Raw genomic sequence first — 24,513 nt, 5'->3', positions numbered from 1 at the left:
AAACTCTGTATAGTTTCTATGTGCCTTTTTTCTAATACTTCAACAACTCATCAATCTTAGCTTTCACTTTGTCGGTTGATGGAATCATCGTTTGCTCTAATGTACTATTTAAAGGAATCGCTGGCATGTTTTCAGATCCAATTGTTAGTACCGGCGCATCTAAATATCTAAAACACTCTTCCTGAATTTTTCCTGCCAATGCCCTGGCGAAAGAATTATTGCTCGGCTCCTCGGTAACAACAAGGCATTTTTTAGTTTTTCTTACTGATTCCATAATCGTTTCTTCATCCAAAGGATATAGAGTACGTAAATCAATAATTTCTACTACATCTTTCATTCCTTTAGAGGCATTTAAGGCCCAATGTACCCCCATACCATAGGTCACTATTGTAAGCGTTTCCTTTTCATCTTGTGGCCATATTTGTTGCACGATATTAGCTTTACCAAAAGGTAATATATAATCCTCAGATGGTTCAATAGCTCTAGCGGCATCAGTTCCTTTTACTTTTGACCAATACAGCCCTTTATGTTCTAAAATAACCACAGGATTTGGATCATAATACGCAGCTTTCATTAGCCCTTTGAGGTCAGCTCCATTACTTGGATACGCAATTTTTATTCCTCGGATATTTGTAACTACGGACTCTACCGACGATGAATGATACGGTCCACCACTACCATATGCCCCAATTGGCACACGTAAAATCATAGATACAGGCCATTTTCCATTCGATAAATAGCACGATCGACTTACTTCAGTAAATAATTGGTTTAATCCAGGCCATATATAATCCGCAAATTGCACCTCAACAATTGGTTTTAGTCCAACTGCAGACATCCCAACGGTGGACCCCACAATAAAAGCTTCCTGAATAGGTGTGTTAAAGACACGCTCATCACCAAATTTTTGAGCCAATGTAGCGGCCTCTCTAAATACACCTCCTAGTCTTCCACCTACATCTTGACCATACAGCAAGCATTCTTTATGTTTTTTCATTAATTCTTCAACAGCAAACAAGGCACAATCTACCATCACTACTTCTTCTTTATCTGCTGGCGATCGTTCTCCCATTTCTTCTGTAATGGATGTTGGAGCAAAATCATGAGTAAACAGATCTTCAGGTTTAGGATCTTCAGCTTTTAGAGCTTCTTCTAAATCCTTTGCTACTTCAACTTTAGCATCTGCTTCAATTACCATAACCTCGTCTTCGGTAAAACCCGAATCTAATAATTGATTTCGCAACACAGGATATGGATCTCGAGAACGAGCTTCTTCAAGATCATCGCGATACCACTCCATACGTACTCCGGAAGTGTGATGATTTAGCAAAGGAACCTTAGCATGTACAAGTATAGGCCTGCGCTCTTCACGGATAGTCTTAATCGCTTCCTGAATTGCCAAGTAACTTTCCGTAAAATTGGCCCCATCAATAGAAATTGCATCTAGTCCATTAAATCCTGCAGCATATTCAAAAGCACTTTGAGCACGCGTTTCTGCTTCATTAGCCGAAATATCCCATCCATTATCTTGAACCAGATATAAAATGGGTAGCTGTTTTAGTGCGGCCATCTGGAACGCTTCTGCAATCTCTCCTTCTGTTACTGATGCATCTCCCAAAGAACAAAGCACCAGAGGTGCATCCAGTAGCTCGCTCTGACCTGAATTGATTCCTGAAATATGATCAATACCAACCAATTCCTTGTATTGCATTCCAAGGGCAACCCCAGTTGCAGGAATCGCCTGCATCCCCGTTGCCGAAGATTGATGTGGAATTTTGGGCTTATCATCATCACGCAAACTTGGATGACTATAATACGTTCTTCCTCCAGAAAACGGATCATCTTTTTTAGCTAACAATTGCAACATCAAGTCATAGGGTTGCATCCCGATTCCTAATAACATGGCATCGTCACGATAATACGGAAAGGCATAATCTTGTGGTAATAACTGCATTCCTGTGGCGATTTGGATGGCTTCATGTCCACGAGATGTTGCATGTACATATTTTGAAACCACTTTAAAATTATCTTCATACAACTCTGCCATTGATTTGGCCTTACAAAGCGTTAAAAAAGCTTCTTGTAATATTTCTTTTGCTATTGTTTTTTCAGCTAACATTTCTTTTTGATTTTTGATTTAGGTGCATCCCTACGGGTCAGGCTATCCGTTATATCTTTTTATTTATTTCACACTTCGACAAGCTCAGTAAGGCAAATAAAAAGGATGTCACTTCTATCCCTTGCATAAAATCTTCGTTACTTCATTATTCGCAAATCCAAATTCGTAATTCTAAAATTTTTACTACCCAACTTTCGCTACAACATCAACAGGAACAATCCACCCATGAATGTCTTCTCGTTTTTGGGCTTTAATTTCGTCCAATGCATTTTTCACATCTTGGCTAACAGGATTTGCATCAGGCAATGTGATCACATCTTCCTTATATCCAATTGCCTCTACCATAGCAATTGCCACCGCTGTACCGGTTCCAAAAGCTTCTTCAAGTTTTCCTTCTTTAGAATATTGAATTACTTCATCGATAGTAATCCGACGTTCTTCAACCTCAAAACCTTTATCCTTTAGTAATGTTATTACGCTATCTCTCGTAATTCCCTTCAAAATTGATCCACCCGTACTCGGAGTAATAAATTTACCTTCCACCTTAAAAAAGATATTCATCGTACCCACTTCCTGAACATATTTATGTTCATTAGCATCCAACCATAATACCTGATCATATCCTTTAGCCTTGGCTTTTTCGGTAGGTAAGATTGCAGCAGCATAATTTCCTGCTGCTTTTGCTTCTCCGGTTCCCCCGTCTGCCGCTCTTATGTATTCAGTTTCGGCATATAATCTGATTTTTTTAGTAAAAAATGGCCCTGCGGGAGAACAAATCACTATAAATTTATAACTCGTTGCAGCACGCATCCCTATAAAAGGTTCATCGGCATACATAAATGGCCTTAGATATAAAGCACTTCCATCTTGTGGTGGTATCCAATTATGCTCTACTCCAACAATTTGTTTTACCGCTTCTACAAAAAGGCTTTCGGGCACCAATGGCATTCCCATTCGTGCGGCACTGTGATTAAAACGTTTTGCATTTTCTTCTGGTCTAAATAATAATGGAGTTTTATCTTGACCGACAGTGGCTTTCATTCCTTCAAAAATTGCCTGTCCATAATGCAAAGCCATAGCAGCTGGGTGCGTTGGAATTAATTCTAATGGCTCTATCCTGGGGTTTTGCCATGCTCCATCTCTATACTCACAGATAAACATATGATCCGTAAAAGTTCTTCCCAAAGGAATACTAGAAAAATCAATATCCTTTAATCCTGAATTTGAAGTTCTTGTAATTTTGATTTCTGGTTCCATTTTGTGTTATTTAGAGCGCATCCCTCCGGGTCGGGCTATCCGTGCTACATGGTAGCTAACTTCTATCCCTTGCGCATAGGTATTTATTATATTTTTCTATTTATATCAAAAGCTTCGAGTTCATCACCTACCTTACGTAAAAATGAACCTCCTAAAAACCCGTCTACGACTCGATGATCAAATGACAAAGACAGATACATCATACTTCTAACTGCTATTTCATCACCATTATCTGTTGTAATTACTTCGGGTCTCTTTTTTATAATTCCTAAAGCCAGAATGGCAACTTCGGGTTGATTAATAATCGGTGTTCCCATCAAACTGCCAAAAGTTCCCACATTGGAAATAGTGAAAGTGCTTCCTCCTATTTCATCCGGTTTCAATGCATTATTTCGAGCACTATTAGCCAAATGGTTTACATTTTTTGCTAACCCTAAAAGATTCTTTTCATCTGCATTTCTAACTACCGGAACAATAAGGTTGCCACTTGGTAATGCTGTGGCCATGCCCACATTAATATCACTATGCACCACAATTTTTTTATCATCAACCGAAACATTAATCATAGGATATTCCTTAATTGCTTTAGCAACTGCCTCAACAAATATGGGAGTAAAGGTCAATTTTTCTCCATGCAACTCCTGAAACTCGTACTTTACCTTGTTTCGCCAGTTTACAATATTGGTAACATCCACTTCAATGTAACTCGTTACATGTGGAGAAGTATGTTTAGAGTACACCATATGATCTGCAATCATCCCACGCATACGATCCATCTCTACAATACGGTCTTTTCCTTCAACAAAAGAAATTGGTGGAGCATTGTATGAAGATTTTGAAACCTGAGGTTGAGGCCTACTTGGTAATGGGTATTTTCGATTTTTGAGGTATAGCATAACATCACTCTTGCGAATACGCCCATCTGTTCCTGTACCGGGAATGCTTTGTACTTCTTCTATAGTAAGGTTTTCCTTTTGTGCAATACTAATTACTAAGGGAGATAAAAATGCATCGGGATTGGAAACTAGCTTCTTGACAACTCTTTCCTGATTATAGATAGTCTCTTTAACCTCATTAGAAGAAGTAACAATCTCTGATTGAACACTTTTAGGTTCAGTTCTTTTTGTTGACACCTCTTTATCTGCATGAATTACAGCAATTACTTTTCCTACTTCAATAACTTCGTTAGGCTGACAACGTATCTCGGCAATCACACCATCGCAGGGAGAAGGTACTTCTGAATCTACTTTATCTGTAGCTACTTCGAGAATGGTTTCATCCTCTAATACCGTATCACCGACATTCTTCAGCCAATTAAGAATAGTAGCTTCTGATATGCTTTCACCCATTTTGGGCATTTTTAATTCTATTGTTGTCATTTGGTTAACTAATGTTCGTTAGTTTATTCATTATACTTACCTAAATTACAGCGTATTACAAAAATACAACTTCTACTTATTTTTAAACTCTTCTAGTGTCTTATAAAATGCTTCTTGCGCTGGTCTGTCTTTTGGTACTTCTCGTAATGGTTCTACCTCCTGTAGCGAATCAAAACAATCCGCTGGTAGCTGTTGATATAGTTGAGTTCCTTTTGCTTTCCATGCGATCATATCATCACTCACTTGTTTAACTACCTCGGCCGGATTACCAACTATTAAACTTCTCATTGGAAAAACCGTTTTAGCTTTTACAAAAGACATCGCTCCTACTATGCACTCATCACCAATCTCTGCATCATCCATAATCACTGTATTCATTCCAATTAGGCAATTTCGCCCCAGGTTTGCCCCATGGATTATAGCTCCGTGGCCTACGTGTGCACTTTCTTTTAACACAATCGATTTACCAGGAAACATATGTACAGTACAATTTTCTTGCACATTTACTCCATCTTCAAGGACAATTTCACCCCAATCTCCCCGGATTGCTGCTCCAGGTCCTATATAGCAATTTTTACCAATAATCACATTACCAGTCACTGCTGCCAAAGGATGCACAAAACTACTTTCATGCACTACAGGTATATATCCTTTGAAACTATAAATCATTCTTATCTGAGGTTTTTGAATTACGATTCACGATTCTGGGCCTTCAATACCTATCTACAATCGCATTTCATAAATTATTTAAATCGCTTTAATGTTTCTTTAGTAAATTCACTTAGTGCTAACCTTCCGCTAATTACTGCTCTATCTGCCAACAATGTATCCCAATGTTCAGTTCCTTCCCAAAATACTTTTTTCATATCTTTCATTGCCTCTGGATTATAGGTACACAAATGTTCAGCAAAAGCTTTTATCTCGACATCTAAGGTTTCAATATCTTCAAAAACCTTGGTAAACAACCCTTTGGTCCTTGCCCACTCTGCATCATAGAATGAATTCGCATCTACAGCAATTTGCGTCATCGCAGATAATCCTATTTTGCGTTCTATAGCGGGTCCTACTACAAATGGTCCTATACCCACATTAAGTTCACTTAACTTAATCGATGCATATTTTGTAGCCATACAATAATCTGTAGCAGCAGCCAATCCTACTCCCCCGCCTACAGTTTTTCCCTGTATGCGACCGATCACAAATTTTGGACATTTGCGCATAGCATTAATCACGTTGGCAAATCCCGAGAAAAAGACTTTTCCTGTTTCGGCATCATTAATATTGATTAGCTCCTTGAAACTTGCCCCTGCACAAAAAGTTCTGTCTCTTCCACTTTTTAGTACAATTACCTTAATCTCATCATTCTCTCCTGCCTCTGTAATTGTTTGTGCCAATTTTGCCAAAATATCTCCAGGCAATGAATTATGTGCAGGGTGAAAAAATTCTATAGTTCCTACACCGTTATCTATTTCTATATTTACGTAAGGGTCACTCATTTTATTATTATGTCAATGCGCACTTGTTGCGCATTCGGTTTAATTTATTCTTTTACTATACTTCGAAAGATCCCAATCTAAACTTAAATCTATCCATTCCGGGTTTAACTTACTTACTTGATTAATCTTCCACTGTTTGTTCCATTTTTTAATGGTCTTTTCTCTTTTTATTGCAACTCTGATATCTGAATGCTCTTCGAAATAAACTAATTTCTTAATGTTATAATGCCCTACATGAGTTCCAAAAGTTGCTAACTTATGCTCGCTCATTCGTCGTTCTATATTATTAGTCACTCCTACATAAAAGATATGATTTCTTTCGTGTGTAAGAATATATGTATAATATTTTTTGGCACTTCTTTTTTATTTCAACCGCATGCGCAACAAGTGCGCATTGACATTACAAGAGTAACCCAAATTGTTCAAGGTGATGATTTAAATGTTTAACATTTAACAAATCCCACTCGAATTTATTCATTTCTCCAAAAACTGCATTTTTGGTTATGGCTTCAGGGTTTTCTTGAAAATATACTTCAAATTCATCATAAGCTTCTAACAATTTTGCTTTTGCAGTGGCTAAATCCTCGTGAATCAAATCTTCCAGTGCTCCTTCTCTCATTAAAGGATGATACACATCCCTAGGCATTTGCTTATGATTATAGATCATTTCTTGTACTTTCTCCAGGTACTTTTCTGGGGTAGCGATTTCAAAATTCTGAATCTGTCCGGCACCAATTCGTATTGTTTTTTCTAAATGCTCTATCATATGCTGGGGAGTCATCGTTCCCCATTTTGGTTTTGTATCTTCTTTTAACTGCCTTAAATATCTTTCAATATTAGATCTGTCAACTTGTACAAATGGTGATTTTTTCTGTACCATTGTTAAAATCGTAGCTATTGCAGTCAATTCATCCTCTTGATCAAAAACTTCCACAAACCACTTTACAATTCCGCTTGGTAGCTCTTTACCTCTATGATCACGATCAATTTTTTGTTTACAAGTTAATCGCACATATACTGTATCATTATGATAGATTGGTCTCAGGAATCGACATTCTTCCAATCCGTAATTAGCTGCTACCGGACCTTTATTAGGATATACGAATAACCCTGCTGCCGCTGCCAGGATGAAATATCCATGTGCAGTTCGTTTTTCAAAAATACTTCCGTCTAAAGATGTAATATCGGTATGTGCATAAAAATGATCCCATGTAAGATTCCCAAAATTGATTATATCAGTATCGGTAATGGTGCGTTTATGTGTTTTGATAGACATCCCTGGCTCTATATCTTCCCAATGGTATGCAAAAGGATGTTTTTCTGATTCTTTATATGCTGAATTTGCCTGATAAATCCCTGTGATCTCTGTAAGCGTTGTTGGTGTTCCTTGGATCGCACATCGCTGCATATAGTGTTTGATACCACGCATTCCTCCCATTTCTTCTCCACCACCGGCTCGACCAGGACCACCATGAGTAAGCATAGGTAATGGAGAACCATGACCTGTACTTTGTTTGGCATTTTCTCTATTACCTACCAAGATACGCCCATGATGGGAAGCCGCTCCCACAACAAACTCTTTAGCTATTTTATCATCATATGTAAAAATAGAAGATACTAAAGATCCTTTTCCCATTTGAGACAAGATAATTGCATCATCTAGGCTATCATAAGGCATGATTGTAGATACTGGTCCAAAAGCTTCAATCTCATGAACCTCTGTATTTTTAAATGGCTGATCCTCTCTTAATAGAATTGGAGGTACAAAGGCTCCTTTTTTGGCATCTGCACCGATAGTTTCTATTTTATCCAGGTTGCCATATACCATTTGGGCTGTTTTGGCGATTGCAGAAACATTATTTTTGAAACTCTCTACTTGTTGTTTACTAGCCAAAGCTCCCATTCTTACTTCTTTAAGTCTCGGGTCTCCAATAGTAACTTTATCCAATTGCTGTCCTAAAGCTATTTGAACATCTTCAACAAGGTTAGCAGGTACTATAATTCTACGAATCGCAGTACATTTTTGACCAGATTTTACGGTCATCTCCTTTCGTACTTCTTTGATAAATAAATCAAATTCTGGTGTTCCAGGTACCGCATCTTTTCCCAATACTGAGGCATTAAGTGAATCTGCTTCCATAGTAAATGGTACTGACTCTTCTATCAACCTTGGATGTGCTTTAAGAATTCTTCCTGTATGCGCAGAACCCGTAAAGGTTACCACATCTTGAGATTCAACAGTATCCAAAATATTTTTGGTCATACCACTTAGCAGCTGTAATGCTCCTTCAGGAAGAATCCCTGAATCTATAATTACGCGCACTACGGCTTCAGTCAAATATGCAGTTTGTGGTGCTGGTAATACAACAGCTGGTACTCCTGCCATCCAATTTACTGCGCATTTCTCCAGCATTCCCCAAATGGGAAAATTAAAGGCATTAATATGCACTGCTACACCTCTTTTGGGCACTAGAATATGGTGTGCCATAAAACGACCTCCACGCGAAAGATCAATAGGATCTCCTTCTACATGATAAGATTGGTTCGGAAATAATTTACGTAATGACGCATTCGCAAATAGGTTTCCAAATCCTCCTTCGATATCAATCCAACTATCAATTCGTGTAGCACCGGTGCGGTAACTTAGCTCATAGAAATCTTCTTTACGTTTGGTAAGAAACAATGCCAATTTTTTCAGCATATTGCCCCGCTGTTGAAAGGTCATTTTTCGTAAAACTTCTCCTCCTTTCGTTCTACCATATTGTAAGACTTCAGGAATATCTAACCCTTCAGTGGTAGAGCGACCGATCACCTCACCAGAAACAGCATCATGCATGATTAGTCCTTCTCCAGAACCTGCGACCCATTTTCCGTTGATATAACTTTCTAATATTTTCATAAATCAGAGATTTGTGTTTTCAATTATACAGGCATATCCTTGACCCACCCCAACGCACATAGTAATCAAGGCATATCGTTTTTTTTGTTCTTGTAATTCTAATGCTGCAGAATATGCAATTCTAGTACCGGTTACTCCTAGTGGGTGTCCGATAGCAATTGAACCTCCATTAGGATTAATTCTTGGATCATCATCTGCTAGCCCCCATTCTCTTATGCATGCCAAAGCCTGCGAGGCAAATGCTTCATTTAATTCAATCACATCAATATCATCCATTGTGATTCCTGCTTTTTCTAACGCTTTATTGGATGCTTGTACTGGACCAATACCCATAATTCTTGGCTCTACACCCACTACGGCGGAACTAACAATTCTGGCAATAGGCTTTAGATTATATTTTTTTACAGCATCTTCAGATGCGATTATAGTTGCTGCCGCACCATCATTTAAGCCCGAAGAGTTCCCTGCAGTTACGCTTCCTTCTTTTTTGAATGCCGGTCTAAGCTTTCCAAGAATTTCTTTGGTTGTTGTCGGCTTTACGAACTCATCATTGGAAAATTGAATAGGATCTTTCTTTCTTTGTGGAATTTCTACAGTTGTAATCTCTTTTGCTAATCTACCAGATTGTTGAGCTTTTGAAGCTTTCACTTGACTCCAATAGGCAAAAGCATCTTGATCTTCTCTAGAAATGTTATATTTTTCAACCAGATTCTCGGCAGTATTACCCATACCATCTGTTCCATACAACTCATGCATTTTTTGATTTACAAAACGCCATCCAAAACTTGAATCATACATCTTCGAATCATTACCAAATGCAGAAGACGGTTTTGCTATTACATAAGGTCCGCGAGTCATATTTTCTACTCCTCCAGAGATAAATAAATCACCATCTCCAGCCTTAATTGCACGATTAGCATGTATAATAGCTGATAATCCTGAACTACACAAACGATTTACCGTTTCACCTGGAACAGTAAATGGCAAACCCGCTAAGAGAGAGCACATACGTGCCACATTACGATTATCCTCACCTGCTTGATTTGCACACCCCATAATCACATCATCATACGCTTCCTTAGGGATATTGGGATTTTTTGCCACCAATTTTTCTATGACCAAAGCACCTAAATCATCAGTTCTTACTGCCGATAAGGTTCCTTTATAATTTCCTATTGGAGTACGGACTCCATCAATGATATATGCTTCCATCTAAATATTGAATTTTAAATTTTGAACTCCGAATATCGAAGTATGTCTCCATAAAATATTCAAAACTTCATTATTCGTTATTCTATGTTCGATATTACTCTATTCTAAGTCTGGCTGATACAACCGATTTCTCTATTAATGGCAAATATTTTGATTCTTCTTCTTGCATAAAAAAGGAAGAAATCATTATAGTTTTATTTCCTGCAGGAAACGCGTGCATCATCATGATCATTTTATCTCCAACCTCATCAACAGTCATAGATTTTTGCACCAATACTTTTTTATCTCCTAGCTCGACTTCTTCGATCCCCAAAGAGGTCATTCCATTTTGATTTTCGGGTTCGGCTTCTAATTTCTTCTTAAATTCTAGATATGGTTGTGGGGCTAGCATCTTCATAATTCCAGCAGTCATTTCTTCATTAACACGATTAGAACCATTATCTACTACAAAAACAGATTCGTCTATCTCCATTTCAATCTGATCATTAAATACTTCTCCCAAAGCCTGATCAATTTCTTGCTGAGTTACATCGGAAGTCTCTTCCGAATGAAGATCCTCTGTTCCTGGAAGAGATTCTGTTTTTGATTTGGTTTCTTTTCCACATGAAATAATGAATACCGCTGTGGTTATTATCGTTAAAAACTTTTTCATTTATATTTCTCTATTATTCCCAATCTTTATTGGTTCTATATACTACTCCTTTGAACAATGCAACGATTTGATCATTACGCTTAACTTCAACAATATTAAAACCGATTTTGGTTTTAGCAATATCAGTTACTGCTTCTGCTATTAGATAATCGCCTTCTTCCAGGGCTTCAATATGATTAATCGACGTTTCAATAGAAACCGCATATTTACCATGTGTATTGGCCGAAAATCCAAAAGCGGTATCTGCTAAGCTATACGATATCCCTCCATGTGCTTTACCCATACTATTTAGCATTTCTTTTCTTACCGTCATGCCGACTTTACATCTCCCTTTTTCAACTTCAAGAATCTCAATTCCTAACCATTGACTAAAGGCATCAAGACTTAACATCTTGACAGGTATGAGGTGTGTGGCAATAGGTTTGAGGTCTTTCATTTCTTATTATCTATTCTTGTAGAAATTCGATTTCTTAGTGTGGTAATCATTTTAGAAAGTTCTATTACAATTCTTCTGTTTTCTTCATCATCTTGAAACGTAATATATCCTCTCATTTTTGCCTTAGAACTACATGCAACACATTCATGCGTACCATGCCAAGCATTTCCTAGATAGTTATAGAACTGTTTGTCGCTTCCTGAAGAACCTTCAGCAATATTTAACGCAATAGAATCTGCAGCTCTTCTAAATTGAGAGGCCAATTCAAACTTTTCTTCATTTGGAAACTTTTTTGTTAAACTGTTGACTACTTCACCAAATTCCATCGCACTGTTATAAGTGGTTAAATTTTCGAACTTAAAATTGTATTTAGATTCCATTCTTAACTATTTTAAATATCTTCAAACCAATTCCCTCATATCTCATACCAAAGAAAAAAAAGTTTTCTTTTCTTTATTCATCTTTCTCAAAATAGGGCTACATCTGTATCGATCTTCGTGATATTCATCATAGAGTTTATCTAAGGCATTTACACACCAATCAATACCTTTTTCATCTGCCCAACATAATAATCCTTTAGGGTAATTTACCCCTTTGGTCATAGCATTATCAATATCTTCAGCAGAAGCTATATTCCAAAACAATGCATCTGCTGCTTCGTTAATCAGCATTGCAAGCACTCTTTCAAAAATATACGTAGCTAATTGCTCATCTTTAACAGGATCAGGTTTTGCTGTTCCTTCTTTATAGCGATAATATCCTTTTCCAGATTTTCTACCCAGATATCCAGCTTCAGATAATCTTTTTTGTGTGAATGAAGGTTTATACCTAGGATCATAATAAAATGCCTTAAAAACAGTTTCTGTCACTGTATAATTAACATCATTTCCGATAAAATCCATTAACTCAAAAGGTCCCATTTTAAACCTTCCTAAGGTCTTCAAACTCCAATCAATCGTAGCTACATCTGCCAAACCTTCTTCAAGAATCCTAAGAGATTCTCCATAAAACGGTCTGGCAACGCGATTTACAATAAAACCTGGGGTGTCTTTCGCTATGGCAACTGTTTTTTTCCAGTCTTTGATAATCTGTACTACTTTATCCTTAACTTCTTCTGAAGTTTGTATTGCTGGAATCACTTCAACAAGCTTCATTAATGGAGCTGGATTAAAAAAATGGATTCCTATACAACGTTCGGGTTTTTTCAAGGCTGAAGCTATAGAAGCAATAGATAATGAGGACGTATTTGAAGCTATAATTGTATCTTCAGAAACATGGTTTTCTAATTCTGAAAACACTTTCTTTTTTATCTCTAAGTCTTCAATAATTGCTTCAATCGTAAGGTCGGCATCTTTTAAGTGATCCAGTGCACTTACATAAGAAATATTATTCTGGATTCGATCTTTTTCATTTTGATCGATTCTTCCTTTCTCGATTAATCGAGAAAGAATTTTTTCTAACGCATTTTTGCTTTTATCTAAGGCTTCTTGTTTTGTATCAAATACTTTTACTTTACAACCTGAAGTAGCTGCTACTTGCGCAATACCACTTCCCATTGTTCCTGAACCTATAACCCCTATAATCATAATTAATATCGAATATTGAATGCTTAATACAGAAACTTGAAGTTTTTAATTTCAACTAGCTGAAAACACTCATTATGTTTATTCTTCGTTTGCGAATTTCAAATGCTTGAAATAAAAATCGCGATTAACTCATTATTTTTTTTCCAAAATCAAACTCAACTTCATCATTCGATATTCCACTGTTTGATATTCAATATTTTCACTTTCCTTTAAATACAGGTTTTCTTTTTTCTATAAATGCATTTACTCCCTCAGAATAATCTTCACTTTCTGCTGCTTCTATTTGCAAATCTGACTCCATATTCAATTGTTGTTCTAAATTATTCACCATGGATTGATTTAATAGTCTTTTGGTTAAGCCTAATGCTTTTGTAGGCATATGAGCCAGTTTTAGAGCTAATTTATCAACTTCTTCTTCAAAAGTTTCTACAGAAAATACTTTATACAACATCCCTAATTGCTCTGCCTCATTTGCGCTTACTTTATCTCCTAACATCATTAAAGCAGATGCTTTCTGTAAACCTATTAATCGAGGTAAAAAGAAAGTCCCCGCACTATCAGGTATTAATCCTATTTTACTAAATGCCTGGATAAAACTTGCTGTTTCGATCGCTACAACAATATCACAAGCCAAAGCAATATTGGCTCCAGCTCCAGCAGCAACTCCATTTACTGCGGCTATGATTGGTTTTTCTATCGATCTTATTCTTTCTACTATAGGATTATAATGTTCTTCCAGTATTTTTCTGAAACCTGGATTTAATTCTGGAGAAGTCACTTCGTTAAGATCCTGGCCTGCACAAAATGCTTTTCCATTTCCGGTAAGAACAATAGCTCTTACTTGGTCATTTGTATTGCATTGATCTAATGTCTCTTGCAAAAGCAAAGCCATTTCTCTATTAAAACTATTAAAGGTTTCTGGTCGATTTAGTGTAACTTTTGCTACTCCATTATCAATCTGCAATTCTATTGAAGGCATGTTTAATTTTCTAGTTTAAATTCTGGGTTATAAATAATTCCTATAATATTATTCCAAGGGCATTTTATAGAAGCTACTACAATTTCTCCACCAACATTGGTTGGTTTCTCATGTTCAATAGCTCCTAAATCCAACAGTTTTTGATATACTTCATTTATGTTTTCAACGCCCCAGTATGAAAGTACACTATCAGATTTTGTATTTTCGCCAGTTCCTTCTGGTAGTAATCCAAGTTCATATCCACCAATATTAAACCCTACATAAAAGGGTTCATCAAAATATGGTTTTCTACCAAACGCTTCTGAATACCATTTTTTTGCAGCATCCAAGTCACTTACTTTATATATTGTTGTCCTTAATCCTAACATATTATTTGAGGCATTTGAAGTAATCAAAAGGTTCTAGACAATCGTCACATTTAAAAAGTGCTTTGCAAGCTGTAGAGCCAAATTGACTTATCATTTTTGTATTTGTAGAGCCACATTGAGGGCATTTTACAATCTTTTTATGACCAAGCAATGCCTCTTTATCAGCTTCTTCATCAAGTGGAGCTGCAATACCATATTTTTCTAAGGCCATTCTACCTTTTGGAGTAATCCAATCTGTAGTCCATGCCGGTGCTAAAACCAAGTCAACTTTTGCCTGTATGCCTTCTTTTTTAAACGCTGCAACAATGTCTTCTCCTATAACATCCATTGCAGGACATCCGCTGTAGGTGGGAGTAATTTTAATCTGAGCCACATCATTTACTATCTCAGCATAACGAACAACCCCCATATCCATGATAGATAAAACAGGAATTTCTGGATCGGATATTTTTTCCAGAATAGAAACAAGTCTTGGGTCAATATGTTGTTCTAGTTCGATTGTCATTTTTTTGTACTTAAGCAATCAAAAATTAGATTTCCGTCTTTGCGGAAATAATACTTATAGATTTGCCTACCATTTCATATTAGGATATGTGCGTTGCATGTATTGTAAATCCGCAAGTAAATATCCCATATGCTCACTATGTATTCCTTGTTTACCTCCTTTTTGAAACCATTTTGTTTCAGGAACCTTTAGCGTAGCTTCTTCAAGCACTTCCTTTATTTTTTGATAGTATTTGTCCTTAATCAACGATACATCGACTCCTATTCCTGATTCAAACGCGAGTGTATCATCTTCAGTCATATGGAATAACTCATCTGTGAACCCCCATAAATCATCTACAGCTTCTTGAACTTTTTGATGACTCTCTTTTGTACCATCTCCCAATCTTTTTATCCAATCTGAAGAAAATCGTTGATGATAGCTAACTTCTTTAATTGCTTTTCTTGCAATAGCAGAAAGTATTTCACCTTTACTATGTTGTAGTTCCTGTAATAAAAACAGATGAAATACATCATAAAAAAACTGCCTTGTGATTACATATCCGAAATGCTTATTAGGTTGCTCTACTAATAAAACATTTTTATATTGTCTTTCAATTCTTAAGAAAGCAATATCATCTTCTGTTTTTCCTTCTCCAGAAAGTTGCGCTGCGTATTGATAATAACTTCGAGTTTGCCCTAACATATCTAATGCCATATTAGTCAATGCAATATCAGTTTCCAGACTTGGGCCATGGCCACACAATTCTGATAATCGCTGTCCTAGAATCAATGCATTATCGGCAATTCCAAAGATGTATTGTATAATATTTTCGTTTTTCATCATTTAAAGTTTGCTTTAATTAAGCATGTCTTATTTACCCTTCAGTTTCACTCAAGCTAATTTGAAAGTAAATCACATATGTTTTACTTCATCTGGCAACGAATAGAACGTTGGATGTCTATATACTTTATCCTGTGCCGGTTCAAAAAGTTCTCCATTATTTTCGGGGTTAGAAGCTGTGATATGTTTAGATTCTACTACCCATATACTAACCCCCTCATTTCTACGAGTATACACATCTCTTGCATTTTCTAATGCCATTTCTGCATCTGCAGCATGGAGGCTTCCAAAATGACGATGTTCCAGACCATTTTTACTTCTTACAAACACTTCCCAAAGTGGCCAATTATTTTTCATATCTATCAGTCCTTACCCTCTGCCCTCTCAAATAGAGAAGGGAGTAAGCAAGGTATTTTTTTAAATTGCTTTCTTTAATTTTTTATCTTCTTGTTTTTGAGCATATGCCATTGCAGCATCACGAACCCATTCACCGTTTTCCCACGCATTTACTCTCGCAGATAAACGTTCTTTATTGCATGGACCATGACCTTTGACTACTTGCCAAAACTCATCCCAATCTATTTCACCAAAGTCATAATGACCTGTTTCCTCATTCCATTTTAAATCAGGATCAGGAATTGTAAGTCCAATTAAATCTGCTTGTGGAACTGTTTGGTCTATAAACTGTTGACGTAGTTCATCATTAGTTTTACGTTTCAGTTTCCATTTCATAGATTGCTCTGTATGCACAGATTCTGCATCTGTAGGTCCTAACATCATTAATGAAGGCCACCACCACCTGTTTAATGCATCTTGCGCCATTGCTTTTTGCTCTGGCGTGCCATTAGCAAGCGTAATCATAATTTCATATCCTTGACGCTGATGAAAACTTTCTTCTTTACATACACGAATCATCGCTCGGGCATAGGGCCCATAAGAAGTACTACAAAGTGGAACCTGATTAATAATTGCTGCACCATCTACCAACCAACCAATAGCCCCCATGTCTGCCCAGGTAATTGTTGGGTAATTAAATATACTTGAATATTTTGCTTTGCCCGTATGCAGTTGTTCGTATAGTTCTTCTCTGGAAATTCCTAGTGTTTCGCATGCACTATACAGATATAAACCATGCCCAGCCTCGTCTTGAACTTTTGCAAGTAATGCCACTTTACGGCGTAAGGAAGGTGCACGAGTAATCCAATTTCCTTCGGGTAGCATTCCTACAATTTCTGAATGCGCATGTTGAGAAATCTGTCGAATATGTGTTTTTCGATATTTCTCTGGCATCCAATCTTTGGGCTCAATCTTTTCATCTCTCGCAATTCTTTGCTCAAAAATTTCTTCTAGACTTCGACTTTGCTCAGCCCCAGAATTTTTTATCTCTTTTTCACTCATAACAATAGAGTTTTATACATCAAAATCTACAACTACTTTCTCTGTAGTAGGTACTGCCTGGCATGATAACACTAACCCCTTGGCAACCTCGTCTTCTTCTAGCGCATAATTTATTTTCATCTCGACTGCGCCATCAACTATCTTACATTTACAAGTGCTGCAAACTCCTCCTTTGCAAGCAAAAGGCAGATCGGCACCCGCAGCTAGAGCTCCATCTAAAATATTATCATAATCATCATCCATGTCAAAATGAAATTCTTTTCCTCCATCTATTATAGTGACTTCGGTTCCTTCAAACTTATGCTCAATTGCCTCAGCGGCTCTTTTCTTATCTTCATCTGTTAATCCAGAAAAGAAAAGCTCATAATGAATTTTATTTTTAGATAATCCGGCATTTACCAACTCATCTCTAATTAAAAAAATCATTTCCTCAGGTCCACAGACAAAACATTCATCAACATCATCTACATTTATCAATGTATTGGTAAGCTCTTGTATTTTATCAGCTGTAAATCTTCCATTAAGTATCGGAATATCACGTTGTTCTTTGGTTAAAAAATAAAATATTTCAAGACGCCCAAAATATTTATTCCTAAGTGCTTCAATCTCTTCTTTAAAGATAATTGATTTAGCGTTTCGATTCAAGTAAAAGAGCTTGAAAGTGCTATTAGGCTCTGTAGCTAAATGCGTTTTAATTATTGATAATATTGGAGTAATACCGCTTCCTGCCGCAAAAACAATGTAATTCTTAGCTTTTGATGGATCAACTTCTACAAAAAAACTTCCTAAAGGTGGCATTAATTCTAATACATCTCCCGGTTTTAAAACATCATTAGCATAATTAGAAAAAACACCTCCATTAATCCTTTTAACCGCTACCTGCCATTTATTTTCTATTGGACTGGAACAAAGGGAATAGGAACGTCGTACTTCTTCTCCATTAATAGAAGCTTTCAGAGTTAGATGCTGACCTTGTTTGTATAAAAACTTTTCTTTATGTTCTTCTGGGATATCAAAAGTAATAGACGTACAATCTTTTGTTTCTTTTTGGACTTCAGAAATTTGTATGGGATAAAAATCTGTCATAAATACTGTTCAACTATATCGTTATAGCTAAACAAAACTAACAATTGTTAGTTGTATACACAAATAATTATTTGTTAATTTTAAGAACTCCCTAATGATGCGCTACACAACTCCTTTAAGCAATACAGACATCATATCATGTTTTAAAATGGCAGCATCTATGTCGTTTTGCTTAGGATACCAGAGATAGAGTGTTCTCAATGTTGAAAGTGTTGAAAACACCATGATCTCAATGTTATATGATCGTATTTCACTTTTATCAACACCTTTTTGCACTATATTTCTAAAATTCTCTTCATAGTCTTGACGCATTTTTTCAAAATACTGAAGGTTTTCTTCTTCGAGATGCATCCAGTCGTTGTTTAGAGATGCTAAACCATCTGCATTTCTCAATGTAACATCAATATGAAGATCTATGATGTTCTCAAGTTTTTGAATTGTGCTTTTTTCTGAATTTACTATTCGATTCATTCCGGTAGTAAATTCTTCAGCAAGCTCAATTATTATTGTAGCTAAAATCTCCTGTTTAGATTGAATATGATTATACAAACTGGCAGCTTTAATGCCCATTGCTTTTGCTAAATCTCTCATGGTCACTGCACTATATCCTTTTTCTTTAAAAAGAATTGATGCTGCATTAATAATTTCTTGCTTTCGACTTTCAGGTTTCATTCAATAACATCTCTTTGTTTCACTGCCAAAAATAAATTTTAATCTCTTACAATGAAGGTTTTTGCAATTAAAAACCAAGATTATCATAAATTTGTTATTTTACAACACACCTTATCATTTAAAAAAGAACACGTCCTTATGAAATATTTAATTCTTGCTTTATCCTTTCTAACTTTCACTAACACGAATACTTGCAACACTAATAAAAATGAAAAAATTGCCAAAAAAGAAGAAGTAAAATCTCAAGATACATCAAGAAGTAAATTTTACATAAATTCTCTGAATGGTAAAGATGTTTCTGAAGAGAAGTTACATATAACCATTGACGAAGAACATAATTCTATATCTGGTTTTTCAGGTTGTAATACCTTTTCATGTAAGTATAAAACCGAAAAAGATTCGATTTCTGTAGGTTTTGCAATGGCTTCTAAAATGTATTGCCCCGAAAAAACAGCTTTAGAAGATGAATTTTTTAAAGCATTATCTGAGGTAAAAGTTAAGAGAATTAAAGAAGATTCTTTGTTTTTAGAAAATAATAAAGGAACTGTACTATTTTATGGTATAAAAACACCTCAATAACACAGTTTCTTTACTAAAACTCTTAATTATTTTAGAATCTTTGATTGACGATAACTTTTTGGGTAAAAGAACCACCAACCGAGTTTTCTATAAACACAAAATACATTCCTGATGATTTAGATGTCATATCAATATCTTCTTTTTCTCCTGTAACTTGTCCTGAATCAACAAGTGCTCCTGAAATATTATAAATTGAATAGGTAACAACATTATCGGTTATGGTATTAGAAATAGTTACTACAGCTTTAAAAGTATCAACAAACAGTGTAACTTCTTCTTTTTCTTCCGGTGCTGGAGGAGTTGGAGTTGGAGGAACTGTTCCGTCTTGAGAAACAATATCAGTAGTAAGGTCACCTGTATTTGTTGGATCTAGCCAATTTGATAATCTAGTTTCATCTGTGGTACCAAAATCCCAGGAAACATCAAATCTACCATAAAAATCAGGAAGACCATTATCATCAAGACCGCTACAAGCTGCGCCTCCTCCTGCTAATTGACCAATAATCCTACCACTTGGATCAAAAATCGCCGAACCCGACGAACCTCTTTCAGTTACCCCAATATCCCAATCTGAAATTTCCCATATTTCAGTTTGCGGTTCACCATTAAAATTAAGTAATGATTTAGAGGGTGATTGATCTTCTCTACATACTTTCATAATATCCCCCTCGGGATGATGAATCCCTACTACAAAACTTGGAACATTACCTGATCGATCCCATCCAGCCCAGTTTAAATCCCATTCTTCTGGTAGTCCTGTGTCTATATTAACTAAAAGCACATCAGTTTTTTCATTTCGAGCCAGTATCGTTGCACCACTAGTAGTTTCTTGGGTTCGATCACCATCTGTACTTGCAGCTGCAGTTCCACAAGATGGATTTGGACTTATCCAATTAAATCGAAATGCCCAAGTTGCCGGATTATCCATCTGACCCGTATCATTATTTACAAAACAATGGTTAGCCGATAAAAAATATGGAGCCCTATCGTTACTAGTATTATTGATCAAAGTCCCTGAACATACACCCCCTCCAAGAATAAATAAAGCGACAGATCTTTTTAATTCATCTTTTATGGCATCAAAATCATTTCCAACTGTACAATCTACATCATGATTACAATTATCTGAGCTCCCTAGATCTTTTCGCCTAGCCATGGCATCAGTTACAGAGCGATATCCATGAATTACTTTTGAAATATTGAGTTTCCCTTGTCCTTTAACAGAAGCTGGCTCATAGTATTCTATCCATATATCATCTCCTTCGATCAACCAAGTTCCTAACATTTTATCAGGCCTGTTAAAAACATCTGTATATGCCCCCAATACATCAGATCTATCATCATTATATAGATATAATGTAGCTCCATTAGGAATTTGAAATACGTTAAAAATAAAATTTAAAGTTGTTGCACCTTTAGAGACAATGTTAATACGCCATATTCTATCTCCATTTTCAAGTTGATCCCAAACACCAGCGTTATCCAATCCAAGATTAACACTAAGCTCATGACCAAACCTGAAAGGTATATTATCTTTTTTATCATTAATTGCATCTTCAGCATTGATTTTTTTAAAATCAATACTTTTCATAAGGATTGGACTTATACTTTTTTTAGCATTTTGCATTTCCCAACTTTTTGGAACTCCTTTATTTGTAACCTGGGCATTAACAAATACAATGCTAAACAATCCTAGTAGTATTATCAATTTACATCTCACAATCAATTTTTTTTTAAGATCAACAAAAACAAATTTAACTATTTATAGACACTTCAATATTAAATAAAACTTTTAATTTACCAATTATAGTATTTTTGACCACAAAATAATTTGCACATGTCCTTAAATATAGAATCTAATCCTTTGTTAGATAGGCTTCCTCCTCATTTGAAACAATTCATAAAACCACAAAATTATGAGGAATATACGCCTGTTGACCATGCAGTGTGGCGATATGTAATGCGAAAAAATATTTTCTCATTACCCAAAGTTGCTCATGATTCTTATCTAAACGGACTTCAAAAAACCGGCATTTCTATTGATCAAATCCCGAGCATGTATGGGATGAACAGGATTTTACAAGAGATTGGCTGGGCTGCAGTGGCTGTAGATGGCTTTATCCCTCCTAATGCCTTCATGGAGTTTCAGGCGTATAACATCCTGGTTATTGCCTCTGATATACGACAATTAGAAAACATTGAATATACCCCTGCACCGGATATTATTCATGAAGCTGCTGGACATGCACCTATTATTGCCAATCCAGACTATGCCGAATACCTAAGACGTTTTGGGAAAATAGGTTGCAAAGCAATTTCCTCAAAAAGAGATTATGAATTATATGAAGCCGTTAGGAAGCTTTCAATTTTAAAAGAAGCCCACAATACAAAACAAAAAGACATAGAAGAGGCAGAGAAGAAGATCGAGATATTACAAAATCAAAAAGAAGAACCTTCTGAAATGGCTTTGATTCGAAACTTGCATTGGTGGACTGTAGAATACGGCCTAGTCGGTTCGGTAGAGAATCCTAAAATCTATGGCGCCGGTTTATTATCTTCTATTGGAGAAAGTGAATGGTGTATGACAGATCATGTAAAAAAACTTGAATATTCTCCAGAAGCCGCTTTTCAGGATTTTGACATCACCAAACCTCAACCACAATTATTTGTTACTCCAGATTTTGCATACTTGTGCCAGGTTCTTGAAGAATTTGCTGATACAATGGCCTTGCGAAAAGGAGGACATCGTGGACTAGCTAAGTTAATTGAGTCAGAAAACCTTGGTACTATCGAATTAAGCACTGGGTTACAAGTTTCTGGTGTGTTTACGCGCATGATTAGGAACGAAGATAACGAAGTTATTTATTTTGAAACATCAGGACCAACCGCTCTTTCATTTAGAGAAAAAGAACTTATCGGACATGGTATCGATGCGCATCCCGATGGCTTCAGATCACCATTAGGTAAATTAAAAGGAATCAATCTTGCCATCGAAAATATGTCTCCCAGAGATCTGAAAGCATATAATTTTTATGACGGAGAATACATCGAATTTGAATTTGAAAGCGGAATTACGGTTGCAGGAACAAATATTACAGGTATTAGAAATATACAGGGAGAGCTCATATTAATTCAATTTAGCGAATGTACTATCAACTACAAAGATGAGTGCCTTTTCAAACCCGAATGGGGAACTTTTGATCTTGCCGTAGGAAAAGAAATTGTGTCAGCATTTTCAGGACCAGCAGATGATTATTCTTTTAATTTAATCACACATAATCCAAATTCTTCGACAACAAAAAGAAGTTATAATAACACAGAAAAAGAACTTCACTCTTTATATCAGTCTGTACGAAATATAAGAGAAGGCAAAAACACCAAGTTTTCATTAGAAGCCGTTTTTGATATTTTAAAAACTGACCATTCTGACGATTGGTTACTACCTATAGAAATTTATGAACTGACATATACCAGAGATGAAGATTTTTCTCTTCAAATCATCGGTCATTTAGAGCAAATAAAATCTAGAAAACCAAAAATCAAGCATTTGATTGATAGTGGATTAAAAATAATTAATCCAAATTTTATCACTGTTTAAAAGAAAACACTATACATCAGAAACTTAAAACTCTATAAAAGGATGCTCTTCTTTTAGCTTGTTTTTTTTATGCTCTAAGTTTTTAAGAAAAGTAAGATGTTGTTTACTTTTAGGATTAAATGAGCGATGTGCTAATCCTTTTTGAATTTCTTCAACACTCTTCATTGTTGTCTTAGCCTTTTCGGAAATCCAAACTTCAGAAAAACGCTCCCAGATATATTGGATCGCGGTTTCATTAGGATGAATCATATCAGCACTATAAAATCTGTAATCTCTTAGTTCATCCATCATAATCTCATAAGACGGAAAATAACTTAGACCTGAATCACCATTTATAGTTTGATGAATTGCGGCAAGCAAATGAGATTTACTCCTATTATTCTCTACAAATCCATCTTTACTATGTCTTACTGGTGATACCGTAAATACTATTTGAATTGACGGATTAAGATTTCTTATGAAATGAACACAGTTTTGAAGACATTGATTAACCTCATTAATTGTCAAAAGTGTCTTTTCAAATTCTCTTTGCGGGATCTTATGGCAATTTGCCACAATCATATCCAGAGATTTTAAACGATACACCCAGGCTGTTCCTAAAGTTATAAATATATGTGTCGAAGATTGTAATTTCTCTTTTGTAAGAATTAAAGCTGCGTTCAGATCAAAAAGTAACTTTTCTTTACTTGGGTTACTTAATGAAGAATGTGCGTCAAAACAGTGCCATCTTTCGTTATGAAAAAACAAATCGGTATCAACATAGTGTTCATCTTGACTTGCCATCCATAAAAAAGTTTCTATTGCCTTAGGATGAAATAGAATTCCAAAAGGATTAATCAGATTCTTAAACTTATAATATCCAAACGTTTCACCAATATTTTCAGCAAAACAAGAACCCAGCATCAATATTTCTGATTTATAATCAATTTTTGGCTCTTGAGCTGATAACGATATTTTTGTTTGTAGATTCATATACACACTTAGCTCTCGCAAAGACGCAAAGGCACAAAGTTTTTATTTATCTCTGATTTAAGATTTTACAATCCATTCACTATTCTAGTAATTCCTGTTTTTATTAACGGACTATTGAAATTAATTAACAATCCTAATTTTATTCCAGTTAATTTAAGATATGTAAGCAGCTGCTTTGAATGTACGGAAGCAACTTGCTCAACTGATTTCAACTCAACTATCACTTTATTCTCAACAATCAAATCTGTTCGAAATCCCATATCCATTGTCTTTCCTTTCCAAATAACCGGCAAAGCTTTTTGTCTTTTCAACTTTTAAACCAATCGAGGTCAATTCATGAAACATTATTTCTTCATAAACCGATTCAAAAAGTCCTTGTCCTAATTCTACATGGATATGATATGAACAATCAACAATAATACCCGCTAATTCATTTTCGAACAACTCCTCATCAAAATCTTTATCATTTCTTTGCATCTTAGCGACTTTGCGTGAGTA

The 24,513-nt window shown here is 35.8% G+C and carries 25 protein-coding genes and 1 pseudogene; 2 read left to right on the top strand and 24 right to left on the bottom strand.

What is annotated here, in order from left to right; genetic code table 11:
• Nucleotides 1-31: 31 nt before the first annotated feature.
• The 20 genes and pseudogenes from JJQ60_RS02785 to JJQ60_RS02690 form a co-directional block, all read right to left on the bottom strand.
• Complete coding sequence (locus JJQ60_RS02785; protein WP_201916411.1) at nucleotides 32-2,119, bottom strand: alpha-ketoacid dehydrogenase subunit alpha/beta; 2,088 nt, start codon at nucleotides 2,117-2,119, stop codon at nucleotides 32-34.
• A 183-nt stretch (nucleotides 2,120-2,302) separates the two neighbouring features.
• Nucleotides 2,303-3,376 carry a branched-chain amino acid aminotransferase gene (locus JJQ60_RS02780; protein ID WP_201916409.1) on the bottom strand — a complete coding sequence of 358 codons (1,074 nt, stop codon included), beginning with the start codon at nucleotides 3,374-3,376 and terminating at the stop codon, nucleotides 2,303-2,305.
• 86 nt (nucleotides 3,377-3,462) lie between these two features.
• The gene (locus tag JJQ60_RS02775; protein ID WP_201916407.1) at nucleotides 3,463-4,755 is read right to left on the bottom strand and encodes a dihydrolipoamide acetyltransferase family protein; all 1,293 of its coding nucleotides are present in this window, start codon (nucleotides 4,753-4,755) and stop codon (nucleotides 3,463-3,465) included.
• 72 nt (nucleotides 4,756-4,827) lie between these two features.
• Nucleotides 4,828-5,424: an acyltransferase gene (locus tag JJQ60_RS02770; RefSeq protein WP_201916406.1), complete on the bottom strand. Its 597-nt coding sequence runs from the start codon at nucleotides 5,422-5,424 to the stop codon at nucleotides 4,828-4,830.
• Between the two features lie 74 nt (nucleotides 5,425-5,498).
• The gene (locus tag JJQ60_RS02765) at nucleotides 5,499-6,251 is read right to left on the bottom strand and encodes an enoyl-CoA hydratase/isomerase family protein (protein WP_201916405.1); all 753 of its coding nucleotides are present in this window, start codon (nucleotides 6,249-6,251) and stop codon (nucleotides 5,499-5,501) included.
• A 39-nt stretch (nucleotides 6,252-6,290) separates the two neighbouring features.
• Nucleotides 6,291-6,587: pseudogene (locus tag JJQ60_RS02760) on the bottom strand (GIY-YIG nuclease family protein); the annotation flags it as partial.
• Between the two features lie 64 nt (nucleotides 6,588-6,651).
• Nucleotides 6,652-9,150 (bottom strand): phenylacetic acid degradation bifunctional protein PaaZ, encoded by a 2,499-nt coding sequence (gene paaZ, locus JJQ60_RS02755; RefSeq protein ID WP_201916404.1) that lies wholly within the window; start codon nucleotides 9,148-9,150, stop codon nucleotides 6,652-6,654.
• Nucleotides 9,151-9,153: 3 nt separating this feature from the next.
• Nucleotides 9,154-10,362 (bottom strand): 3-oxoadipyl-CoA thiolase, encoded by a 1,209-nt coding sequence (locus JJQ60_RS02750; protein WP_201916403.1) that lies wholly within the window; start codon nucleotides 10,360-10,362, stop codon nucleotides 9,154-9,156.
• 94 nt (nucleotides 10,363-10,456) lie between these two features.
• On the bottom strand, nucleotides 10,457-11,014 hold the full coding sequence (locus JJQ60_RS02745; protein ID WP_201916402.1) for a hypothetical protein: 558 nt from the start codon (nucleotides 11,012-11,014) through the stop codon (nucleotides 10,457-10,459).
• Nucleotides 11,015-11,027: 13 nt separating this feature from the next.
• Nucleotides 11,028-11,450, bottom strand: coding sequence for a PaaI family thioesterase (locus JJQ60_RS02740; protein ID WP_201916401.1), 423 nt, complete (start codon nucleotides 11,448-11,450; stop codon nucleotides 11,028-11,030).
• A complete protein-coding gene (locus tag JJQ60_RS02735) occupies nucleotides 11,447-11,830 on the bottom strand; it encodes a four helix bundle protein (protein WP_201916400.1) in 384 nt (127 codons plus the stop codon). The genes JJQ60_RS02740 and JJQ60_RS02735 overlap by 4 nt, the downstream gene beginning before the upstream one ends.
• A 42-nt stretch (nucleotides 11,831-11,872) precedes the next feature.
• On the bottom strand, nucleotides 11,873-13,036 hold the full coding sequence (locus JJQ60_RS02730; protein WP_201916399.1) for a 3-hydroxyacyl-CoA dehydrogenase NAD-binding domain-containing protein: 1,164 nt from the start codon (nucleotides 13,034-13,036) through the stop codon (nucleotides 11,873-11,875).
• 199 nt (nucleotides 13,037-13,235) lie between these two features.
• Entirely contained in the window at nucleotides 13,236-14,015 is a 780-nt protein-coding gene (locus tag JJQ60_RS02725; RefSeq protein ID WP_201916398.1) for an enoyl-CoA hydratase-related protein, read from the bottom strand.
• Nucleotides 14,016-14,017: 2 nt separating this feature from the next.
• Nucleotides 14,018-14,383, bottom strand: coding sequence for a VOC family protein (locus JJQ60_RS02720; protein ID WP_201916397.1), 366 nt, complete (start codon nucleotides 14,381-14,383; stop codon nucleotides 14,018-14,020).
• A 1-nt stretch (nucleotide 14,384) separates the two neighbouring features.
• The gene (gene paaD, locus JJQ60_RS02715) at nucleotides 14,385-14,888 is read right to left on the bottom strand and encodes a 1,2-phenylacetyl-CoA epoxidase subunit PaaD (protein WP_201916396.1); all 504 of its coding nucleotides are present in this window, start codon (nucleotides 14,886-14,888) and stop codon (nucleotides 14,385-14,387) included.
• A 66-nt stretch (nucleotides 14,889-14,954) separates the two neighbouring features.
• Nucleotides 14,955-15,710: a 1,2-phenylacetyl-CoA epoxidase subunit PaaC gene (gene paaC, locus JJQ60_RS02710; protein WP_201916395.1), complete on the bottom strand. Its 756-nt coding sequence runs from the start codon at nucleotides 15,708-15,710 to the stop codon at nucleotides 14,955-14,957.
• 72 nt (nucleotides 15,711-15,782) lie between these two features.
• Entirely contained in the window at nucleotides 15,783-16,067 is a 285-nt protein-coding gene (gene paaB, locus JJQ60_RS02705; protein ID WP_201916394.1) for a 1,2-phenylacetyl-CoA epoxidase subunit PaaB, read from the bottom strand.
• 60 nt (nucleotides 16,068-16,127) lie between these two features.
• A complete protein-coding gene (paaA, locus tag JJQ60_RS02700; RefSeq protein WP_201916393.1) occupies nucleotides 16,128-17,108 on the bottom strand; it encodes a 1,2-phenylacetyl-CoA epoxidase subunit PaaA in 981 nt (326 codons plus the stop codon).
• A gap of 12 nt (nucleotides 17,109-17,120) precedes the next feature.
• Complete coding sequence (paaE, locus tag JJQ60_RS02695) at nucleotides 17,121-18,194, bottom strand: 1,2-phenylacetyl-CoA epoxidase subunit PaaE (RefSeq protein ID WP_201916392.1); 1,074 nt, start codon at nucleotides 18,192-18,194, stop codon at nucleotides 17,121-17,123.
• Nucleotides 18,195-18,296: 102 nt separating this feature from the next.
• Nucleotides 18,297-18,866: a TetR/AcrR family transcriptional regulator gene (locus JJQ60_RS02690; RefSeq protein WP_201916391.1), complete on the bottom strand. Its 570-nt coding sequence runs from the start codon at nucleotides 18,864-18,866 to the stop codon at nucleotides 18,297-18,299.
• 138 nt (nucleotides 18,867-19,004) lie between these two features.
• Between JJQ60_RS02690 and JJQ60_RS02685 the strand changes: the two genes are divergently transcribed.
• Nucleotides 19,005-19,445 (top strand): META domain-containing protein, encoded by a 441-nt coding sequence (locus JJQ60_RS02685; protein WP_201916390.1) that lies wholly within the window; start codon nucleotides 19,005-19,007, stop codon nucleotides 19,443-19,445.
• Between the two features lie 31 nt (nucleotides 19,446-19,476).
• On the opposite strand, the gene JJQ60_RS22260 is transcribed toward JJQ60_RS02685, so the two are convergent.
• Nucleotides 19,477-21,165, bottom strand: coding sequence for a T9SS type A sorting domain-containing protein (locus JJQ60_RS22260; protein ID WP_201916389.1), 1,689 nt, complete (start codon nucleotides 21,163-21,165; stop codon nucleotides 19,477-19,479).
• A 117-nt stretch (nucleotides 21,166-21,282) separates the two neighbouring features.
• On the opposite strand from JJQ60_RS22260, the gene JJQ60_RS02675 reads away from it, so the two are divergent.
• A complete protein-coding gene (locus tag JJQ60_RS02675; RefSeq protein ID WP_201916388.1) occupies nucleotides 21,283-23,043 on the top strand; it encodes an aromatic amino acid hydroxylase in 1,761 nt (586 codons plus the stop codon).
• A gap of 24 nt (nucleotides 23,044-23,067) precedes the next feature.
• Here JJQ60_RS02675 and JJQ60_RS02670 read toward each other — a convergent pair whose 3' ends face one another.
• The 3 genes from JJQ60_RS02670 to JJQ60_RS22250 form a co-directional block, all read right to left on the bottom strand.
• Complete coding sequence (locus tag JJQ60_RS02670) at nucleotides 23,068-24,015, bottom strand: GSCFA domain-containing protein (RefSeq protein WP_201916387.1); 948 nt, start codon at nucleotides 24,013-24,015, stop codon at nucleotides 23,068-23,070.
• Nucleotides 24,016-24,080: 65 nt separating this feature from the next.
• Nucleotides 24,081-24,275, bottom strand: coding sequence for a GxxExxY protein (locus JJQ60_RS22255; protein WP_317193982.1), 195 nt, complete (start codon nucleotides 24,273-24,275; stop codon nucleotides 24,081-24,083).
• Nucleotides 24,247-24,492, bottom strand: a complete 246-nt coding sequence (locus JJQ60_RS22250) for a GxxExxY protein (RefSeq protein ID WP_317193981.1) — start codon at nucleotides 24,490-24,492, stop codon at nucleotides 24,247-24,249. The genes JJQ60_RS22255 and JJQ60_RS22250 overlap by 29 nt, the downstream gene beginning before the upstream one ends.
• Between the last annotated feature and the right edge of the window lie 21 nt (nucleotides 24,493-24,513).

It is taken from the genome of Aquimarina mytili (genome assembly GCF_016735115.1).
Classification (GTDB): domain Bacteria; phylum Bacteroidota; class Bacteroidia; order Flavobacteriales; family Flavobacteriaceae; genus Aquimarina; species Aquimarina mytili.
Note: the sequence above shows the minus strand (reverse complement) of the source record. Positions and strands in the feature narration are given on the sequence as shown.

Excerpts from the sequence above, each read along its gene's own strand:
- JJQ60_RS22250 (WP_317193981.1), bottom strand. The coding sequence starts at position 24,492 with ATGCAAAGAAATGATAAAGATTTTGATGAGGAGTTGTTCGAAAATGAA.
- JJQ60_RS02770 (WP_201916406.1), bottom strand. The coding sequence starts at position 5,424 with ATGATTTATAGTTTCAAAGGATATATACCTGTAGTGCATGAAAGTAGT.
- JJQ60_RS02775 (WP_201916407.1), bottom strand. The coding sequence starts at position 4,755 with ATGACAACAATAGAATTAAAAATGCCCAAAATGGGTGAAAGCATATCA.
- JJQ60_RS02725 (WP_201916398.1), bottom strand. The coding sequence starts at position 14,015 with ATGCCTTCAATAGAATTGCAGATTGATAATGGAGTAGCAAAAGTTACA.
- JJQ60_RS02735 (WP_201916400.1), bottom strand. The coding sequence starts at position 11,830 with ATGGAATCTAAATACAATTTTAAGTTCGAAAATTTAACCACTTATAAC.
- JJQ60_RS02785 (WP_201916411.1), bottom strand. The coding sequence starts at position 2,119 with ATGTTAGCTGAAAAAACAATAGCAAAAGAAATATTACAAGAAGCTTTT.
- paaA (WP_201916393.1), bottom strand. The coding sequence starts at position 17,108 with ATGAGTGAAAAAGAGATAAAAAATTCTGGGGCTGAGCAAAGTCGAAGT.
- JJQ60_RS22255 (WP_317193982.1), bottom strand. The coding sequence starts at position 24,275 with ATGGGATTTCGAACAGATTTGATTGTTGAGAATAAAGTGATAGTTGAG.
- JJQ60_RS02740 (WP_201916401.1), bottom strand. The coding sequence starts at position 11,450 with ATGAAAGACCTCAAACCTATTGCCACACACCTCATACCTGTCAAGATG.
- JJQ60_RS02720 (WP_201916397.1), bottom strand. The coding sequence starts at position 14,383 with ATGTTAGGATTAAGGACAACAATATATAAAGTAAGTGACTTGGATGCT.
- JJQ60_RS02670 (WP_201916387.1), bottom strand. The coding sequence starts at position 24,015 with ATGAATCTACAAACAAAAATATCGTTATCAGCTCAAGAGCCAAAAATT.
- JJQ60_RS02685 (WP_201916390.1), top strand. The coding sequence starts at position 19,005 with ATGAAATATTTAATTCTTGCTTTATCCTTTCTAACTTTCACTAACACG.
- JJQ60_RS02765 (WP_201916405.1), bottom strand. The coding sequence starts at position 6,251 with ATGAGTGACCCTTACGTAAATATAGAAATAGATAACGGTGTAGGAACT.
- paaE (WP_201916392.1), bottom strand. The coding sequence starts at position 18,194 with ATGACAGATTTTTATCCCATACAAATTTCTGAAGTCCAAAAAGAAACA.
- JJQ60_RS02750 (WP_201916403.1), bottom strand. The coding sequence starts at position 10,362 with ATGGAAGCATATATCATTGATGGAGTCCGTACTCCAATAGGAAATTAT.
- JJQ60_RS02745 (WP_201916402.1), bottom strand. The coding sequence starts at position 11,014 with ATGAAAAAGTTTTTAACGATAATAACCACAGCGGTATTCATTATTTCA.
- paaZ (WP_201916404.1), bottom strand. The coding sequence starts at position 9,150 with ATGAAAATATTAGAAAGTTATATCAACGGAAAATGGGTCGCAGGTTCT.
- JJQ60_RS02780 (WP_201916409.1), bottom strand. The coding sequence starts at position 3,376 with ATGGAACCAGAAATCAAAATTACAAGAACTTCAAATTCAGGATTAAAG.
- JJQ60_RS02730 (WP_201916399.1), bottom strand. The coding sequence starts at position 13,036 with ATGATTATAGGGGTTATAGGTTCAGGAACAATGGGAAGTGGTATTGCG.
- JJQ60_RS02675 (WP_201916388.1), top strand. The coding sequence starts at position 21,283 with ATGTCCTTAAATATAGAATCTAATCCTTTGTTAGATAGGCTTCCTCCT.
- paaC (WP_201916395.1), bottom strand. The coding sequence starts at position 15,710 with ATGAAAAACGAAAATATTATACAATACATCTTTGGAATTGCCGATAAT.
- paaD (WP_201916396.1), bottom strand. The coding sequence starts at position 14,888 with ATGACAATCGAACTAGAACAACATATTGACCCAAGACTTGTTTCTATT.
- paaB (WP_201916394.1), bottom strand. The coding sequence starts at position 16,067 with ATGAAAAATAATTGGCCACTTTGGGAAGTGTTTGTAAGAAGTAAAAAT.
- JJQ60_RS02690 (WP_201916391.1), bottom strand. The coding sequence starts at position 18,866 with ATGAAACCTGAAAGTCGAAAGCAAGAAATTATTAATGCAGCATCAATT.